Source organism: Rhodoferax sp. GT1R46 (assembly GCF_056521285.1).
On the sequence record NZ_JBWMBC010000007.1, the window covers coordinates 100,951 to 118,707 of the forward strand.

11 protein-coding genes and 1 pseudogene are annotated in these 17,757 nt (G+C 62.1%); 9 read left to right on the plus strand and 3 right to left on the minus strand.

Translation table 11 applies throughout. The features are described from left to right. Nucleotides 1-1,407 carry a D-alanyl-D-alanine carboxypeptidase/D-alanyl-D-alanine endopeptidase gene (dacB, locus tag AC097W_RS15465; protein WP_479603516.1) on the minus strand — a complete coding sequence of 469 codons (1,407 nt, stop codon included), beginning with the start codon at nt 1,405-1,407 and terminating at the stop codon, nt 1-3. A 56-nt stretch (nt 1,408-1,463) separates the two neighbouring features. Between dacB and AC097W_RS15470 the strand changes: the two genes are divergently transcribed. The 8 genes from AC097W_RS15470 (at nt 1,464) to AC097W_RS15505 (ending at nt 13,020) form a co-directional block, all read left to right on the plus strand. Continuing rightward, complete coding sequence (locus AC097W_RS15470; protein WP_479603517.1) at nt 1,464-2,516, plus strand: DMT family transporter; 1,053 nt, start codon at nt 1,464-1,466, stop codon at nt 2,514-2,516. 20 nt (nt 2,517-2,536) lie between these two features. Next, the gene (gene tsaB / locus AC097W_RS15475; RefSeq protein WP_479603518.1) at nt 2,537-3,301 is read left to right on the plus strand and encodes a tRNA (adenosine(37)-N6)-threonylcarbamoyltransferase complex dimerization subunit type 1 TsaB; all 765 of its coding nucleotides are present in this window, start codon (nt 2,537-2,539) and stop codon (nt 3,299-3,301) included. 4 nt (nt 3,302-3,305) lie between these two features. Then, nucleotides 3,306-3,773, plus strand: a complete 468-nt coding sequence (rimI, locus tag AC097W_RS15480; protein ID WP_479603519.1) for a ribosomal protein S18-alanine N-acetyltransferase — start codon at nt 3,306-3,308, stop codon at nt 3,771-3,773. 14 nt (nt 3,774-3,787) lie between these two features. Further along, entirely contained in the window at nt 3,788-4,585 is a 798-nt protein-coding gene (locus tag AC097W_RS15485; protein WP_479603520.1) for a uracil-DNA glycosylase, read from the plus strand. 28 nt (nt 4,586-4,613) lie between these two features. Continuing rightward, a complete protein-coding gene (gene pyrF / locus AC097W_RS15490) occupies nt 4,614-5,453 on the plus strand; it encodes an orotidine-5'-phosphate decarboxylase (protein ID WP_479603521.1) in 840 nt (279 codons plus the stop codon). A gap of 123 nt (nt 5,454-5,576) precedes the next feature. Then, on the plus strand, nt 5,577-7,388 hold the full coding sequence (locus AC097W_RS15495) for a DUF1800 domain-containing protein (protein ID WP_479603522.1): 1,812 nt from the start codon (nt 5,577-5,579) through the stop codon (nt 7,386-7,388). Nucleotides 7,389-7,399: 11 nt separating this feature from the next. Beyond that, a complete protein-coding gene (locus tag AC097W_RS15500; RefSeq protein WP_479603523.1) occupies nt 7,400-8,929 on the plus strand; it encodes a DUF1501 domain-containing protein in 1,530 nt (509 codons plus the stop codon). Nucleotides 8,930-9,012: 83 nt separating this feature from the next. Continuing rightward, nucleotides 9,013-13,020: a bifunctional diguanylate cyclase/phosphodiesterase gene (locus AC097W_RS15505; protein WP_479603524.1), complete on the plus strand. Its 4,008-nt coding sequence runs from the start codon at nt 9,013-9,015 to the stop codon at nt 13,018-13,020. 19 nt (nt 13,021-13,039) lie between these two features. On the opposite strand, the gene uvrA is transcribed toward AC097W_RS15505, so the two are convergent. Then, a complete protein-coding gene (gene uvrA / locus AC097W_RS15510) occupies nt 13,040-16,153 on the minus strand; it encodes an excinuclease ABC subunit UvrA (RefSeq protein ID WP_479603650.1) in 3,114 nt (1,037 codons plus the stop codon). A gap of 168 nt (nt 16,154-16,321) precedes the next feature. Here uvrA and AC097W_RS15515 point away from each other — a divergent pair, with 168 nt between their 5' ends. Further along, on the plus strand, nt 16,322-17,533 hold the full coding sequence (locus tag AC097W_RS15515) for an MFS transporter (protein WP_479603651.1): 1,212 nt from the start codon (nt 16,322-16,324) through the stop codon (nt 17,531-17,533). Here the strand turns inward: AC097W_RS15515 and AC097W_RS15520 are convergent. Next, nucleotides 17,500-17,664, minus strand: a pseudogene (locus tag AC097W_RS15520) (mannose-1-phosphate guanylyltransferase/mannose-6-phosphate isomerase); the annotation flags it as partial. The gene AC097W_RS15515 and the pseudogene AC097W_RS15520 sit on opposite strands and share 34 nt — an antisense overlap. Nucleotides 17,665-17,757 lie beyond the last annotated feature (93 nt).

Consider the following 17,757-nt stretch of genomic DNA (forward strand, 5'->3'; position numbering starts at 1 on the left):
TTAGCGTTCTTTCGCCGCCCACTCCACCAGCGCATCGATGGCGGGGCGGGCGGCTTTGGCGTTGGGGTGGTTGATGAGGGCGACCAGCACATAGCGCTTGCCGCCTGCGGCGTGCACATAGCCGGCTACGGCCACGACATCGCTCAATGAACCGGTTTTCAAATGCGCACTGCCTGACGCCCGGGATTTGACGCGGCGCAAGGTCCCATCCACGCCCGTGATGGGCAGCGACGCCATCAACTCGGGCATCAGGGGTGAGGCCCAGGCGGTTTGCAGCAGTCGGCCCAGCGCCTGCGCGCTGATGCGCTCCGTGCGCGAAAGGCCCGAGCCGTTGTCCAGCACGGGGATATCAGTGGGGCTGATACGGTCCTTCCACCAGTTCTGCACCACGGTGCGGCTTGTGTCGAAGTTGCCAGCCCCCAGCGTCAAGAAAACCTGCTGGGCCATCACGTTGTTGCTGTATTTGTTGATGTCACGAATTACTTCGGCCAAGGGGGCCGAGCGGACTTCAAAAGCCGGTTTGCCTGCGATCAGTGCCGGTGGAACCGGCCCGATGCGAACGCCGCCCCCCAGCTTGCCACCCATGTCCTGCCACATGCCCTGCACCGCGCGTGCGGCGTAGGTTTTGGGGTCGGTATACGCCACGGGCCATACCTTTTCGCCGCAACTCGCGGGGTAACCGCCCGCAAAGCGGATACGGGTGGGGTCGCTGAAATCGGCTTTGAGCGCGCCGCGGTAGTCATTGCAGTCTCCGGCCAGCAGTGGCACGGTGGCCTGCATCTGTACGCCGGCCAGCGGCGGGTCAAATTGGATGCGGGCCATGTTGCTGCTGAGCTCGGGCAGCAGCGTCATCACCACCGATTTGTAGTTGATCAGCAGGGCGTCAGGGGCCGCGTTGTAGGGGCGCAAGGGTTCGCCATCAAAGCTTGACGGGTCGGTCTGTATCACATCAAACGCACTGCGGTCCAGCACCACGTCGCCTGCAATGGTCTGAATGCCCAGCCCCTGTACCCGGCGCAGCAGCAGCCACAGGCGTTCCAGCACCAGCTTGGGGTCGCCCTGGCCCTGCACATAGAGGTTGCCAAACAGCGTGCTGTCGCGCACGGCGCCTTCCACAAACACCGGAGTGCTCCACGTATAGGCCGGGCCCAGCAGCTCCAGTGCCGCAAAAGTGGTCACCAGCTTCATCACCGAGGCGGGATTCATGGGTGCGTTGGCGCGATGGCTCAGGCGCGGCGCGCTCTGGCCCTGGGCGTCCACCAGCAGCACGGCCACTGCATCGCGTGGCACTTTGGCGCGGACCAGAGCAGCGTCTACTTCCGGAGGCAGGTTTTGCGCTTGCAAAGGGGTGGCAAGGCCACAAAGAATGGCCAGTGGGGCGGCCAGCAATAAAACACGAATGGGCATGGACAGGATTATCCCGCCAGCATGGGGCTGGCGATCGGTTCCCCGATAATCCCTTGATGTCTTCTTCACTCAAAACTCCTTTCGGCACCTTGTCTCCCAAAGCGGTGGGTCTGATTGCCGCAGTGGTCACGGTGGTGATCTGGACCTCGTTCATCGTCATTGCCCGCGCCTCGGCCGACCCGGCGCGTGGTGGCGTGCTGAACCCGTTTGACATCGTCTACAGCCGCATCTGGGGTGCCAGCCTGATTCTGTTGCCCTGGGGCCTGTGGCTGACCTGGCGGGACCGCCTTCGCGCGCAGGAAGCCGGTGTGCCGCAAGCGCTGGGCACCGGCTCGTCGCTGGGCGGCCTGTCGCCTTTGCCCTTGCGGCGCACGCTGCAAATTGGGGTGTTGGGCGGCCTGCTGTACGCCATGCTGGCCTACAGTGGCTTTGTGTTCGCGCCGGCTGCCCATGCCTCGGTGCTGATGCCGGGCAGCCTGCCCCTGTGGACGGCGCTTCTGGCCGTGGTGGTGTTGGGTGAGCGCATCACCCCCACCCGTGCGCTGGGGCTGGTGTGTATTGTGGGCGGCGATTTGCTCGTCGGTGGCAGCAGTTTGCTGCACGCGCTGGATGGCAGCGGCATCTGGCGCGGCGATGTGCTGTTCATCCTCTCGTCCATCGTATGGTCCACCTACAGCGTGCTGGTGCGCCGCTTTGCGCTCGACGCCGTGCGTGCCACCATCGCCATCACCGCACTGGCTTTTGTGACTTACGTGCCGGTGTACACCGCGCTGTTGCTGCTGCATTGGGTGCCGGGCCAGGTGTTGGTGGCACCGCTGCACGATGTGGCGTTCCAGATGCTGTTTCAGGGCGTGGGTTCGGTGGTGCTTTCGGGCATTGCCTTTACCAAGATGATTCAGCACTATGGCCCGGTGCGCTCGACCATGATCACCGCGCTGGTGCCGGGCTTGTCGGCCATTTCAGCGGCCATCTTTCTGGGTGAACCGCTGGTCTGGAATTTGCTGGCCGGGCTGGCGCTGGTGACGACGGGCATTGTGTTCGGGGTGCGCAAGGGCGCAGCACTTGCTATCAAACCGATAGCTGCTACCGCAATCAATACGAGGGCTTGAGGCTTGTTGGGCTTAAATTTATGAACCTGCTGGCTTTTGATACGGGAACCGAGATGATGTCCATCGCCGTGGCGCGCATGGCGGACGGGCGCGTGCAGCAGTGGCAGCACACCAGCGCGGGCGGCGCGCAGGCGTCCACCCACCTGATTGCCACGATTCTGGATCTCATGGGGCAAGCCGGTCTGCGCCTGGACGCTCTGGACGCCATCTGTTTTGGTTGCGGGCCGGGCTCGTTTACCGGCCTGCGCACCGCGTGCTCCGTGGCGCAGGGGCTGGCCTTTGGCGTGAATGTGCCGGTGCTTCCGGTGGATTCGCTGCTGGCGGTAGCGGAAGATGCACGGTTCTCGTCTTTGGGCACTCAGCCGCGTGGGCAGATCACGGCACTTCTGGATGCCCGCATGGACGAGATGTATGCCGCCACCTACGCCTTTGAGGGTGGCCAGTGGACCGAGTTGCAGGCCAGCCGCCTGGTGCGACCCGAAGCGCTGTCTCCCACCGATCCTGCGCAGTCGGAGACGGATGCTCCGTGGGTGATGGCCGGCAATGTGTTTGCCGTGTATGGCGAGCGCGTAGCAGCACAGGCCCCCGGTGCGGCCTCGGCTTTGCGGCTCCCCGCCCTGCCCACGGCGACGGCCATGTTGCGCCTGGCGCCCCAGTTGCTCGCCGCCGGCAAGGCGGTGAGTGCCGAACACGCCTTGCCCAGCTACATCCGCGACAAGGTAGCCAAAACGACGCAGGAGCGCGCCACTGAAAAGGCGGCTGCCCTGGCTGCTGTGGCGGTTTGAATTCATGCGCGATCAAAAGCTAGCCGTTGAAGTGCGGTTTGAAGCCCTGCTGGCCGATCGGCTGGACGACGTGGTGCAGGTGGAGCAGCGCGCATATGCCCACCCATGGAACCGCGCCAACTTTCTGGACGCGCTGCACTCGGGCTACCAGGCCGAAATCCTGATGGCGGATGAAATGATTTTGGGTTACTTTGTTGCCATGAAAGGCGTGGAAGAAGTGCACCTGCTCAATATCACGGTGGCGCCGGAGTACCAGGGCCAGGGCTGGGCGCGGGTCATGCTGGATGCACTGACCCTGTGGTCGCGTGGTCAGTCGGCCAAATGGTTGTGGCTGGAGGTGCGCGTTGGCAATGCACGCGCCATGCGGGTGTATGAGAGTCACGGTTACCGGCGCGTGGGACAGCGCAAGGATTACTATCCATCAGGGCATGGCCAGCGCGAAGATGCGGTGGTCATGGGCCTGCAATTGTGAATCTGGAAAAGACCATGGAACTTGAACTGGACGAACGCCAACGCGCCATGCTGCAGGAGATGGGTGTGCACGTCTGGTTGCCTTTGCCCATTTCCGAGCCAGTGCTGCAAACACCGGTTGCGCCAGTGCGGCATGCGCCGGCACAGCTTCCCGCGGCGCCTAGGGCGCCGGCAGTGGCTTCGCCGATTGCCGTGGCAGCCCCGCCGGTTGAGGCCGTGGTGTTGTCATCCACCGGCTGGCCTGCGCTGCAACAAGCCGCAGCCACCTGCCAGGCCTGCAGCTTGTGCGCCGGGCGCAAGCACTCCACACTCCATCCGCCTCTCGTGGCGCAAGCCGACTGGCTGGTGGTGGGTGACCCGCCGGATGAAGACGAAGATCGCCTCGCCCAACCCTTTGTGGAGCAGGCGGGCCTGTTGCTGGACAACATGCTCAAAGCCGTGGGCGCCAGCCGCACGGGTGCGGGCCGGCAGGGCGCCTACCTGACCAATGTGGTGAAGTGCCGCCCGCCCCAGGGGCAGTTGCCCCAAGCGGCCGATTTGGCCCAGTGTGCAGCCTACTTGCACCGCGAAGTGGCACTGGTGCAGCCCAAGGTCATTCTGGCCATGGGCCGGTTTGCCACCCAGGTGCTGCTGTCGGAACACCCGGAACAAGCGGCTTTGCCGCTGGGCAAGCAGCGCGGCATGGTCTACCGTTACCGTGGCATCCCGGTCGTCGTGACTTACCACCCCAAAGTGCTGTTGCGCGCCAGCGCGGACAAAGCGAAGGCCTGGGCCGATCTGTGCCTGGCTTTTGAGGCAATGGCCGCGGCGTGAACGCCATGCGCTCCCTACAATAGGGGCCATGACTTTTCTAGACCAGTTGCGCACTGCCGAGCGCCAAAACGGCTCCTTGTTGTGCGTGGGGCTGGACCCCGATCCCGCCAAATTCCCTGACCGCTACCGTGGCGATGCCAGCAAGATTTACGACTTTTGCGCATCGATTGTGGACGCCACGGCCGACCTCGTCATTGCATTCAAGCCACAAATTGCCTACTTTGCAGCCCACCGTGCCGAGGCCCAGCTGGAGCAACTGATGGCGCACATGCGCAGCACGGCGCCGCAGGTGCCCATCATTCTGGATGCCAAGCGGGGCGACATCGGCAGCACCGCCGAGCAATACGCCATTGAAGCATTCGAGCGCTATGGCGCAGATGCGGTCACCTTGTCGCCCTTCATGGGATTTGACTCGGTGCAGCCCTACCTCAAGTACCACGGCAAGGGTGCATTCCTGCTGTGCCGCACCTCCAACCCCGGCGGCGACGACCTGCAAAACCAGCGCCTCTCCACGGTGGACGGCTCGCCACTTTTGTACGAACACATCGCCCACCTGGCGCAGGGTTCCTGGAACCTGAACGGCCAGTTGGGACTGGTGGTCGGTGCCACGTATCCTGCGGAAATCGAGCGTGTGCGCGCCGTGGCGCCCACGCTCCCACTGCTGATTCCAGGCGTGGGCGCCCAGGGTGGGGACGCGGTCGCCACGGTGAAAGCGGGTTGGCGCAGTGCCAATGGCGAAACCACCGCACCGATTGTGGTGAACTCCTCGCGCGCCATTCTGTATGCCTCCAGTGCGCAAGACTATGCGCAGGCTGCGCGCAGTGCCGCAGTCCTGACGCGGGACCTGTTGAAGGCGGCCTGTTCCTGAGCCGACTTGTTTCAACCTTGTCTGAGGGGTAAATGTTTGTAAAGGCGTTAGGGAATTTAATGCCCTGCCGATAACCTGCGGCGCGTGGTCCAACGACGGTGTTGGTGCCGTCAGGAGATCCCAATGGTTGAAGATACGACAGGCGCGCTTTCGCCGGCCCGCCTTGCTGCAGTTGCGGCCGCTGCAGCGCTGGCCGCTTGCGGTGGTGGAGGCGGCGGGGCCGCGTCCAGCCCCTATGTTGCGGTGCCAGTGGCCGGCAGCACTGTCATCGTGCCCACAGCGGGGTACTCCTTCCTCACTATCAGTAGCGACGAGCAGGCCTCCCGCTTTTTGCAGCAGGCCCAGTTTGCGGCGACCGATGCCGACATTGCGTCTGTGCGCAACCTGGGATACGCCCGCTGGCTGGAAGCCCAGATAGCGACGGCCTACACCACGGGTTGGGACTGGCTCAACATCCAGGGCTACGGCGACGTTCAGAGCGCCAGCAACTATTACGACAGCACGGCTCAGGCCGACTACATGGTCTGGAACCAGCTCATGACGGCTCCCGACCCGCTTCGCAAACGCGTGGCGCTGGCCCTCTCCGAGTTCTTTGTGGTCTCTTTGACGGGAGTTTCCGCTACCTGGCCCAGCCACATCATGGCCAGCTACTGGGATACGCTGTGCAAACATGCGTTGGGCAATTACCGCGACTTGCTCGAGGCCATCACCCTGAACGTGGGCATGGGCTACTACCTGAACACCAAGGGAAACCTGAAGGAAAGCGGCTCCGGCAGTTCGGCCCGTCAACCGGACGAAAACTATGCCCGCGAGGTCATGCAGCTGTTCAGCGTCGGCCTTGATATGCTCAATCCGGATGGCACACCGCAGCTGGATGGTTCCAGCCACCGAATCGACACCTATGGACCCGGCGACGTCAGTAACCTGGCCCGCGTATTTACCGGCTATGACCTGGACCAGAGCCAGAACGCCCCGACGACGATTGCCCAGACTGGCGGTGGTACCCGGGTCGTTCCCAGCACCGACTTCGCCCGTTTGCCACTGAAACAGGTGGGCAACAACCACTCTACGCTGGCTGCGACGCTTCTGGGCAATGCCGGCGTGACCGGGCCTGCAGGCGTCACCATTGCGGCCAACACGCCCGCAGCAGCAGCGCTCAAGACCGCGCTGGATACGCTTTTCAACCACCCCAACACGGCGCCGTTCTTTTGCAAGCAGATGATCCAGCGGCTGGTCACCAGCAACCCCAGTCCAGCCTATGTGCAGCGGGTGGCCGCCAAGTTTATTAACAACGGCGCGAACGTGCGCGGAGACCTCGCCCAGGTCTTTTCAGCCATCCTGCTGGATGACGAGGCGCGTGATCCGGCGGGGCTGACAGCACCGGAGTTTGGCAAGCTGCGCGAGCCCGTGGTGCGGCTGGTGCAGTGGGTGCGCACATTCGGCGTGACCTCCACCAGCGGGGCCTGGAAAATCGGCGATTTGAGCGATCCCGGTTCGCGACTCGGGCAAAGCCCGCTGCGCTCGCCCTCGGTATTTAATTTTTTCCGACCCGGCTATGTGCCGGCGAATACGGCATTGACGGCAGGGAAAGTGGCGCCGGAGTTTCAACTGGTGAACGAAAGCAGCGTCGGCGGCTACCTGAATTACATGATGGGCGTGATTGGCAACGGAGTGGGCAACACGGCGAGCGATATCAAGGCGACCTATGCGAGCGAGGTGGCGCTGGCCACCAGTCCTACGGCAGCCAATCCCAGCGCACTGGTTCAACGCCTGAATCTGCTGCTGTGCGCCGGGCAGCTGTCTCCCGCCACCGTTTCGGCCATTACGGCGGCTGTCGGGTCCATGACCTCCGCCACTGCGGACAACAAACGCAACCGTGTCTGTGCCGCAGTGCTGCTGACCATGGCCGGTGCCCAATACCTGATCCAGAAGTAGAAAGCCCAGCCATGCATGCATTTGACTCTCAACTCCCCAGTCGACGGGCCTTCTTGCGCCGCTCAGGCCAGCTGGCCCTGACCGGCACCGCCTTGCCTTTCGTGCTCAATTTGGCGGCCATCGGCGAAGCCGCAGCCTTCAATGCGCCAGCGGGTGACTACAAGGCATTGGTTTGCGTTTTCATGTTTGGCGGGAATGATTACGCCAACACAGTCATCCCCTATGACGACACCAGTTACAACAAATACAGCACCATTCGGGGTGGTGGCGCCGGACAAACCGCCGGTGGCATTGCTCTGGCCAAAGCCGCACTGACGCCAACGCTGCTGGCGCCCACGACTGCCCCGCTGGATGTTCTGAACCAGCCGCGGCAATACGCCTTGCACCCGGCCATGACCGGACTGGCGGGCTTGTTCAATGCCGGAAAGGCGGCGGTTCAACTCAACGTGGGGCCGCTGGTTCAGCCGCTGACCCGCACCCAGTACAACGGTTCCCGATCGGTCTATCCCAGGCCTCCGCAACTGTTTTCGCACAACGACCAGCAGTCCATCTGGCAGTCGTCTTCGCCCGAAGGTTCCAAGGTGGGCTGGGGCGGCAATATCAACGACAAGGTTTTGACCCAGTCGCTCAACACCAATTCTCTCTTTACGGGCATTTCGGTGTCTGGCAATGCAGTCTTTCTGTCGGGCGTTTCTGCCCTGCAGTACCAGGTCAGCACCGGTGGTGCGATCAAGATTCGCCCGGCAACTGACGCCTCCGTCTACGGCTCTACGGCGGTCCCGGCAGCCTTGAAGGCCCTGGTATCGCAAGCCGCGGGTAGCCAGAAACTGGAAAATGAATACAACGCCGTGACCCGGCGGGCGCTGGACGCAGAACTGTTGATTTCGAACGCCTTGCAGCAGACCGATCCCGCGCGTGGCGGAACAGCGCTCGCCACCGTATTCGGCACAGACAGTCTGTCGCAGCAGCTCAAAATGGTGGCCCGACTCATTAAAGGCCGCAACGTTTTGGGTGCGCGGCGGCAGGTGTTTTTTGTGTCGATTGGTGGCTTTGATCTGCACGACAACCTGATCGCCCAGCACCCCGCCATCCTGGGGCGGGTCAGTGATGCCATGACGCAGTTTTATGAAGCGACCGCAGAAGCATCAATGGGCGTAGCCAACCAGGTCACGACTTTCACCGCGTCCGATTTTGGCCGCACGCTGGCATCGAACGGTGACGGCTCCGACCACGGCTGGGGCAGTCACCATTTTGTCGTGGGCGGTGCCGTCAAAGGCAAAGCCTTCTATGGCACGCCGCCGCCACTGAACGTGACCGACGGTACCGGCAACCCCCGTGTCTATACCGCCGAGGAGCAATGGCACGTCGGCCAGGGACGCCTGTTGCCCAGTAGCTCTGTGGATCAGTATGCCGGCACCATGGCCAAATGGTTCGGCGTGGACCCGGTGACCGAACTGCCGGGAATCCTGCCCAATATTGTCAACTTTGGCTCGGAAGCAGGCCGCGCTGACTACCCCAGGGATTTGGGTTTCATGCTCTGAGGACTTCAGGGGGCCGCCATTGCCCACGTCAGGGTGGCTGGGCATAATGGGTCGACTCGCCATACTGCGGTACCAACCTTGGTGTGTCCCCATTGAAAACCACGATCAAGCTTGCCACGTTTTCGTCCCACCTGCGGTTTGCCGCCGCGTTTGCGCTCGCCCTGATCGCCGTTTTTGCTGCTTATGTCCTTTCGGAAAAGCGGATTGACTCCGCCAACGAGCAGCGCTACCAGTCCTACTTGCTTGCAGACGAGCTGCGTCAGTCTTCGGACGACCTGACCCGCATGGTTCGCACCTATGTGCTGACCGGCGAACCCGCTTACCGGCAGCACTATTTCGACATTCTGGATATTCGGGACGGTCGCAAGCCGCGTCCAGGGAATTACGGTGGAATCTACTGGGATACTGTTGACGTTCTGGGGAAGACTGCGGGCAACGAGGGTGAAACCCGTGTCCCTTTGGTACGGAGAATGGAGTTGGCAGGGTTTAGCCCGGAGGAGTTGAAGCGACTCACTTTGGCCAAGAAGAACTCGGACGCTTTGACTTCGATTGAACGCGAGGCCATGGCGCTGGTTGCGCCACCCGGGCCTGACCTTGCAGCGCGTCGGCTGAAGGCCGGACAGTTGCTCCATGATGCGGCCTATCACCGTGCCAAGGCCGGCTTCATGGCGCCGATTGATGCGTTTTATCTACTGTCCGATCAGCGTACGCTCGCCGCGGTTCGCCAGGCGGAGAACAATGCCACCTTGCTGCGCATGGCCTTCATCCTGGTAGCGCTGGGGCTGCTGTGGGTGCTTCGGCGCTCATTCAAAGTGTTGGACAGGACACTGGGCGGCCCCGTAGATGCAATACACGAACACATCACCCGCATTGGTCAGGGGCATTTCACCGACGCCATCTCCCTGAAAGCCGGCTCGGAAAACAGCGTGCTGGGATGGCTGGCCCATACGCAGCGCCGCCTCAATGACATGGTGCAGGCGTACCGGGATTCGGAAGCCCGACTCGGGCAGTCGGCCCGTCTCTATGCGGCGCTGAGCGACTGCAATCAGGCAATCGTGCGCAGCACCAGCGAGCGACAGCTTTTTGAGCTGGTTTGTCGCAGCGCAGTCGATCATGGCGGCATGAAGATGGCGTGGATCGGACTTTTGGATCTGGACAAGCGCGAGGTCAAGGAGGCGGTTGCCTACGGTGAGGGTGCAGATACGGTGGCGGAATTGCATGTGGTTATTGACGATGGCAGCGCCTATGGCCGCGGACCCACCGCTGTGGCCATTGTGTCCAATGCGCCATGCTGGTGTCAGGACTATCAGAGGGATCCGATCACGTCTCCGTGGCATGCGCAGGGTGTCCGCCATGGGTGGGGAGCGTCAGCGGCGTTGCCGCTGCACCGCAATGGCCAGGTTGTGGGCACGTTCAATGTGTATGCAGAACAGGCCTGCGCTTTCGACAAGACGGTGCAGGCGCTCCTGGTGGAAATGGCCTTGGATATCGACTTTGCGCTCAAGAACATGGATCGGGAGACTGCCAGGGCCCTTGCCGAGGCCCGCACGGCAGAATCAGAAGCCCGGCTGGCGCGGGCTCTGGAAGGATCGCAGGACGCTTTGTGGGACTGGGACCGTCCGCATCAGCGTCTGTACTACTCGCCCCGCTGGTGGCACATGCTGGGATACGCCGTAGACCAGTTCCCGGTGGATTCCGGGTTGTGGCGTCGGGTCATGCATCCCGAGGATGTTCCTGGCGTCGAGAAGTTGTTGCGTGATTACCTGCGGGGGGGCGGCGACAGTTTTTCTGCCGAATGCCGATTGCAGCACCGCGACGGGCACTACATCCCGGTGCTGGTGCGCGGCTTGATCACGCGGGATGCTTCAGGACAGGCAGAGCGGGTCTCAGGTACCAACATGGACCTGACCGAGCGGGTGCGGACACAGCAAATGGATGCATTGCGCAGCTTCATGCTGGAACAGTTGACCAGCAGCTTGCCGCTGGACCAGGTGATGCGGGATTTTGTGCTTCGGCTTGAGGACGTACTGCCGGGCGCCGTGTGCACGATCTTGCTGCTGGATGGCGAAGGCCTGCATCTCCAGCTGGGTGCTGCGCCCAGCCTGCCGGAGTTTTATAACCAGGCCATCGACGGCGTGCAGATTGGTGCGCAGGTGGGCTCCTGCGGAGCCGCCGCATTCACGGGTCGCCGCGTGATCGCCGGTGATATTGCCAGCGACCCCAACTGGGTCGCGTTCAGGCAGGTCGCTGCGCAGGCCGGCTTGGCCGCCTGTTGGTCCGAACCGATTCTCTCTGGCAACGCCAAGGTACTGGGCATCTTTGCCATCTACCACCATGTGCCCTGCTTACCGGATGCGTACGAGATCGGCCTCATTGAGATGGCCGCGAGTCTCACCGCTATTGCGATTGAGCGGAAAAATGCCGAACTGCAATTGCAACTGGTCGCCAAAGTGTTTGAACAGGGCAACGAGGTCATCATGATCACTGACAGCCATGGCTGCCTGATGCGTGTGAACGATGCCTTTTTGCAAACCACGGGCTACACCGAAGCCGAGGCGTTGGGGCGCAGCCCGAGCATGCTGTCATCCGGGCGCCAGGACAAGGATTTTTATCGCGCCATGTGGGACAACCTCCTGGGTCAAGGGTACTGGCAGGGTGAGATCTGGAACCGCCGTAAGGATGGTTCGGTGTACCCTGAATGGTTGTCGATCAGCACGCTGCGCAACGGTAGCGGAGCAGTAACCAATTACATCGCCATCGCCACGGACATCAGCAAGGGCAAGGAAGACGAGGCCCACATTCGGCAACTCGCCGACTTCGATCCCTTGACCGGGCTGCCCAATCGGCGCTTGCTACAGGACCGGGTCCAAACCGCACTCAGCCATGCGCAGCGAAACCATGAATCGCTGGCCATCATGTTTCTGGACCTGGACCGGTTCAAGAATGTGAATGATTCATTGGGCCATCACGTGGGCGATGAACTGCTGGTCCAGGTTGCGCAGCGCCTGAAGGCGGCTCTGCGGGAGCAGGACACGGTTTGCCGTCTGGGGGGCGATGAGTTCGTGATTTTGTGCTCCGATACGGATGCCAGTGGTGCGGCCCATGTGGCAAGCAAGCTGATGGAGGCGACGTCCCCTCGCTACCTGATTCAACAGCAGGAGCTGACCATCACGTTTTCGATCGGGATTGCGCTTTTTCCTGCCGATGGCGACACGTTCGAGGAGTTGTCCATGCGAGCCGATACCGCCATGTACCGGGCCAAGCAGACCGGGCGCAACGCCTACCGCTTTTTCACAACAGAAATGCAGGCCCAGAGTACCCGCGCGCTGCAGCTTGAAAATGCATTGAGCCGTGCGCTGGAGCACAAGCAGCTGCATCTGGTCTACCAGCCGCAAGTGTCGTTGCGCGATGGCCGCATTGTTGGCGCCGAGGCCTTGCTGCGCTGGACGCACCCAACACTGGGTCATGTGTCACCAGCGGAGTTCATTCCTGTGGCCGAAGACAGCGGCCTGATTCTGCCGATTGGGGAATGGGTGCTGCGCACCGCAGCCCGCCAACTGCAGGTGTGGCAGGCCGCTGGTCTGTCGGTGCCGCTGGTTGCGGTCAATCTCTCGGCGGTGCAGTTCCGCCAAGCCAATTTACCGGATTTGGTATCCACCATACTGGATGAAGTCGGGCTACCACCCCAGTGTCTGGAACTTGAGTTGACAGAGAGCGTGGCAATGGGGGACCCGGTGGGTGCCATCACGATCATGGACGAGCTGCACCGGCGCGGCGTGCGCATGTCGATTGACGATTTCGGCACGGGCTATTCTTCACTGAGCTATCTCAAGCGGTTCCAGGTCTACAAGCTCAAGATTGACCAATCGTTTGTGCGTGACATTACCGATGACCCTGATGACAAGGCCATTGTGGGTGCCATCATTGGTCTGGCGCGCAGCCTGGGTTTTCAGACCATTGCCGAGGGTGTGGAGACGCCGGGTCAGCTGGAGTTTTTGCGCGAGCAAGGGTGTGATGAGGTGCAGGGGTACTTTTTCAGCAAGCCCCTGGCATCTCTTGATTTCGAAGCCTTTGTGCAAGCCCGCACCTAGCACTGCCGACCGCGGCCTTTCAGAGCAGTCGTTGCAGGTATTTTCCGGTGTGGCTGTCCGGGTTCGCCGCAATGTCCTCGGGCGTGCCCACGCCCAGTACCGTGCCGCCACCGGAACCACCTTCAGGCCCCATGTCAATCAGCCAGTCGGCGGTCTTGATGACGTCCAGGTTGTGCTCAATCACCACAATCGTGTTGCCCGCATCGCGCAACTGGTGCAGCACTTTGAGCAACAAATCGATGTCGGCAAAGTGCAGGCCCGTCGTGGGCTCATCCAGAATGTAGAGTGTGCGGCCCGTGTCGCGTTTGCTCAGCTCCAGCGCCAGTTTCACGCGCTGTGCTTCGCCGCCTGAAAGGGTCGTCGCGGCTTGCCCCAGCTTGATGTAGGAGAGGCCCACATCCAGCAGGGTTTGCAGCTTGCGCGAGATGGTGGGCACCGCTTTCAAAAAGTCAAAAGCGGCCTCCACGGTCAGGCTCAAAATCTGCGCAATGTTCTTGCCCTTGTAGAGCACTTCCAGCGTTTCGCGGTTGTAACGCATGCCTGCGCACACGTCGCAGGGGACATACACATCGGGCAAGAAGTGCATCTCCACCTTCACCATGCCGTCGCCCTGGCAGGCCTCGCAGCGGCCACCGGCCACGTTGAAACTGAAACGCCCCGGGCCATAGCCGCGTTCGCGCGCCATGGGCACTTCGGCCATCAGCTCGCGAATCGGGGTGAACAGGCCGGTGTAGGTCGCCGGATTGCTGCGTGGGGTGCGGCCAATGGGCGACTGGTCGACGTTGATGACCTTGTCGAAATGCTCAATGCCTTCAATGGCTTGGTGCGGTGCGGGTTCGTCGTGGGCACGGTAGATGGTGCGCGCCACGGCGGCATACAGGGTGTCGTTGACCAGGGTGGATTTGCCGGAGCCCGACACACCGGTCACGCAGGTGAACAGGCCCACCGGGAAGTCCACACTCACGTTTTTGAGGTTGTGGCCGGTGGCGCCCACCACGCGCAGCGCCTGCAGGTCGCCCAGCGTGGCCTGGTGGTGGGCTTCGCGCGCGGCGCGGCGTTCGGCAGCGGCGCTGGGTGCGTAGCGCTGCGGTTTGTCTTTGTCCGGGCCCTTGTAGCTGCTGCCGTGCACCGTGGGCAGCCAGGGTGTGCGGTGCGTGGGCACTGCAATTTGCAGCGTATGTGCCAGGTACTGGCCGGTCAGCGATTCGGTGTTGGCCTTGACCTGCTCAAAGTTGCCCTGCGCAATGACGCGCCCGCCGTGGATGCCCGCACCGAGGCCCATGTCAATGATGTGGTCGGCGGCGCGCATCATGTCTTCGTCGTGCTCCACCACCAGCACACTGTTGCCAATGTCGCGCAGGTGTTTCAGTGTTTCGATCAGGCGGTCGTTGTCGCGTTGGTGCAGGCCGATGCTGGGCTCGTCCAGCACATACATCACCCCGGTCAGGCCCGATCCAATCTGGCTGGCCAGACGGATGCGTTGCGACTCGCCGCCGCTCAGGGTCTCGGCGCTGCGGTCCAGGCTCAGGTAGTTCAGGCCCACGTCATTCAAAAATTTCAGGCGCAGGCCAATCTCACGCACCACCTTGGATGCGATATCGCCCTTGGCGCCGTGCATCGTCAGGGTCTGGAAGTAGGCGTAGCTCTCACGCAGGGTGGAGCGGCTGATCTCGTAAATGGCGCGGGCCTGGTCGCCTTCGCCAATCTTGACATGGCGCGCTTCGAGCCGCAGGCGTGAGCCATCGCAGGCCGGGCAGTGCTGGGTGCTGCGCAGGCGCGCCAGGTCTTCACGCACCAGGGCAGAGTCGGTCTCGCGGTAACGCCGCGCCATGTTGGGGATGATGCCCTCAAACGGGTGCTTCTTGCTCAGCTTCTTGCCTTGCGAAGCACCGGAGTCCACCACGTAGCTGAACTTGATTTCTTCTTCACCTGAGCCCTGCAAAATGGCCTGTTGGACTGCCTCGGGCAGTGAGTCGAATGCCTGCTCAATGTCGAACTTGTAATGCTTCGCAAGGCTCTCCAGCATGGAGAAATAGTAGCCATTGCGCCGGTCCCAACCCTTGATCGCGCCGCTGGCCAGGCTCAGGCTGGGGAATGCCACCACCCGTGCCGGGTCAAAAAACTCCTGAACGCCCAAGCCGTCGCAGCTGGTGCAGGCGCCCATGGGCGAGTTGAAGGAGAACAGGCGGGGCTCCAGCTCGCTAATCGAGTAGCTGCACACCGGGCACGAAAATTTGGCGTTGAATAAGTGCTCTTTCGGGCTGTAGCCCCCGTTTTCACTGCGTGAGGCGCTATCATTTTTGACATCGCTGCTGTTGTCCATTTCCATCGCAATGGCGCGGCCATTGGCCAGGCGCAAGGCGGCTTCAAAACTTTCCGCCAGGCGCTGCTGCATTTCGGGGCGCACCTTGATGCGGTCAATCACCACGTCAATGTCGTGCTTCTCGGTCTTTTTCAGCTTGGGCAGATCGTCAAACTCATAGGCCACACCGTTGACCCGAAAGCGCACATAGCCTTGGGCCTGCATGTCCGCAAACACATCCAGAAACTCGCCTTTTTTTTCCCGGGCGATGGGCGCCAGAATCATCAGCCGGGTCTCCAGCGGCAGGGCCAGCACGGCGTCCACCATCTGGCTCACGGTTTGCGCCTGCAGTGGCAAGCCATGCTCGGGGCAATAGGGCGTGCCGGCGCGCGCAAACAGCAGGCGCAGGTAGTCGTGAATCTCGGTCACCGTGCCCACGGTGGAGCGCGGGTTGTGGCTGGTGGCTTTTTGCTCGATGGAGATGGCCGGCGACAGGCCTTCAATCACGTCCACATCGGGTTTGTCCATCAGCTGCAAAAACTGGCGCGCGTAGGTCGACAGGCTCTCGACGTAGCGGCGCTGGCCCTCGGCATACAGAGTGTCAAACGCCAGGCTGGACTTGCCGGAGCCACTCAGGCCGGTGATGACGACCAGCTGGTTACGGGGAATATCCAGATCGATATTCTTCAGGTTGTGGGTGCGCGCACCCCGCACGCTGATGTTTTGCTGCTGCAAGACCCGGGCAAGGTACTTGGCATCGGGATCATGGGTGAGGGACGTGCCGTCTGGAGAAGAATTCAAGGTTGTGGCCGGTTGAGAGAAACCCACCATGATAGTGAATGCCGGGTGCCGGGGCGCATCGCCGGGCAGTTCCGCCGCGCAGATGGGGGACAATAGCTTGGTTCTGGCCGTACCGAACGGCGCAATTCGCTGCAATTCAAGTCCACGAGTAAAGCCTTGCCCTCACCATCCCATTCACCTTCCCCTGGTTCCACGGTCATGACCGGGCAGGAGCGCCGCTCAGCCGCTTCTCTGGCCCTGATCTTCGCCCTGCGCATGCTGGGTCTGTTTGTTGTCATGCCAGTGTTTTCACTGGAGGCCAGAAAATACCCCGGCGGGGATGATCCGGCTCTGATCGGACTGGCCATGGGCATTTATGGGCTGACCCAGGGCATTCTGCAAATCCCCTTTGGTGTGGCTTCGGACCGGTTTGGTCGCAAGCGCGTGATGGTGATCGGGCTGTTGATCTTTGCTGCAGGCAGCGCCATGGCGGCGCTAGCACCCACGCTGGCCTGGCTGGTGGCAGGCCGTGCATTGCAAGGCGCCGGCGCCATATCGGCCGCCGTCACCGCCTTGTTGGCGGACCAGACCCGTGATGCGGTGCGAACCAAAGCCATGGCCTTGGTGGGCGCGAGTATCGGGTTGGTGTTTGCCGTCTCCCTGGTGCTGTCACCGCTACTGAACGCGGTGGTCGGCCTGAGGGGTCTGTTTGCCTTGACCGGCATGCTGGCATTGGCAGGCATCGCGGTGGTGCTGTGGTGGGTGCCTGCGGAGCCGCTGGAGCATGTGGTGCCCGCACCGGGCAGTCTGGCCCGGGGTTTGGTCGCCGTGCTGCGCCACCCGGCGCTGCTGCGGCTGTATTTTGGTGTTTTTGTGCTGCATGCGGTGCAACTCGCCATGTGGATTGCCTTGCCCGCCATGCTGGTCCACGCCGGGCTGGACAAAGACCACCACTGGTGGGTCTATCTACCCGCCGTGCTGGCTTCCTTCTTTGTGATGGGTGCCACCTTGTTTCCGCTGGAAAAACGCGGCTATTTGCGCGCCGTGTTCCTGAGTGCAGTGGGCTTGATTGGTCTGGTGCAACTGGGCTTGCTTCTGGTTGCGCCGGGCGCCTCGTCGGTCACGCTGCTGGCCTTGTTGCTGTTTGCATTTTTCTGTGGATTCAATGTGCTGGAGGCCAGCCAGCCCAGCATGGCCTCGCGCATCGCACCGGCAAGCGCCCGTGGCTCGGCGCTGGGGGTTTACAACAGCCTGCAGTCGCTAGGGTTGTTCACGGGTGGCGTAGTGGGCGGTTTGCTGGTCAAGAACGTAGGGCCGCAAGGCGTTTTTGCGTTTGGCACCGTCGCCATGCTGGCCTGGCTGGTGGTGGCATGGCCCATGCGCGCACCGGTCGTGGCGGGCGTGTCGCCGGTCGCATCAAGGGCCGAGTGATGGGCGGTACCCAAAGGAATGAAGGGGTACCCGTTGTCAGACAGAAGAAAGGTCTTGTCGCCTTCGGTCTCCCTGGCGGATCCGCTGACCACGATTCAGTGCTCGGCACGGTGGTGGTGCATCTGCCTACTGTAAAATGATAAAATACGATAGTAATTGGTATATAAATGCCGGTTAGTGAGGGAGGTCCAACGACCGCGTCAAACTGCCTGTAAGTGGCGAAA

Excerpts from the sequence above, each read along its gene's own strand:
- AC097W_RS15515 (WP_479603651.1), top strand. The coding sequence starts at position 16,322 with ATGACCGGGCAGGAGCGCCGCTCAGCCGCTTCTCTGGCCCTGATCTTC.
- AC097W_RS15470 (WP_479603517.1), top strand. The coding sequence starts at position 1,464 with ATGTCTTCTTCACTCAAAACTCCTTTCGGCACCTTGTCTCCCAAAGCG.
- tsaB (WP_479603518.1), top strand. The coding sequence starts at position 2,537 with ATGAACCTGCTGGCTTTTGATACGGGAACCGAGATGATGTCCATCGCC.
- AC097W_RS15495 (WP_479603522.1), top strand. The coding sequence starts at position 5,577 with ATGGTTGAAGATACGACAGGCGCGCTTTCGCCGGCCCGCCTTGCTGCA.
- AC097W_RS15500 (WP_479603523.1), top strand. The coding sequence starts at position 7,400 with ATGCATGCATTTGACTCTCAACTCCCCAGTCGACGGGCCTTCTTGCGC.
- AC097W_RS15485 (WP_479603520.1), top strand. The coding sequence starts at position 3,788 with ATGGAACTTGAACTGGACGAACGCCAACGCGCCATGCTGCAGGAGATG.
- pyrF (WP_479603521.1), top strand. The coding sequence starts at position 4,614 with ATGACTTTTCTAGACCAGTTGCGCACTGCCGAGCGCCAAAACGGCTCC.
- dacB (WP_479603516.1), bottom strand. The coding sequence starts at position 1,407 with ATGCCCATTCGTGTTTTATTGCTGGCCGCCCCACTGGCCATTCTTTGT.
- rimI (WP_479603519.1), top strand. The coding sequence starts at position 3,306 with ATGCGCGATCAAAAGCTAGCCGTTGAAGTGCGGTTTGAAGCCCTGCTG.
- uvrA (WP_479603650.1), bottom strand. The coding sequence starts at position 16,153 with ATGGTGGGTTTCTCTCAACCGGCCACAACCTTGAATTCTTCTCCAGAC.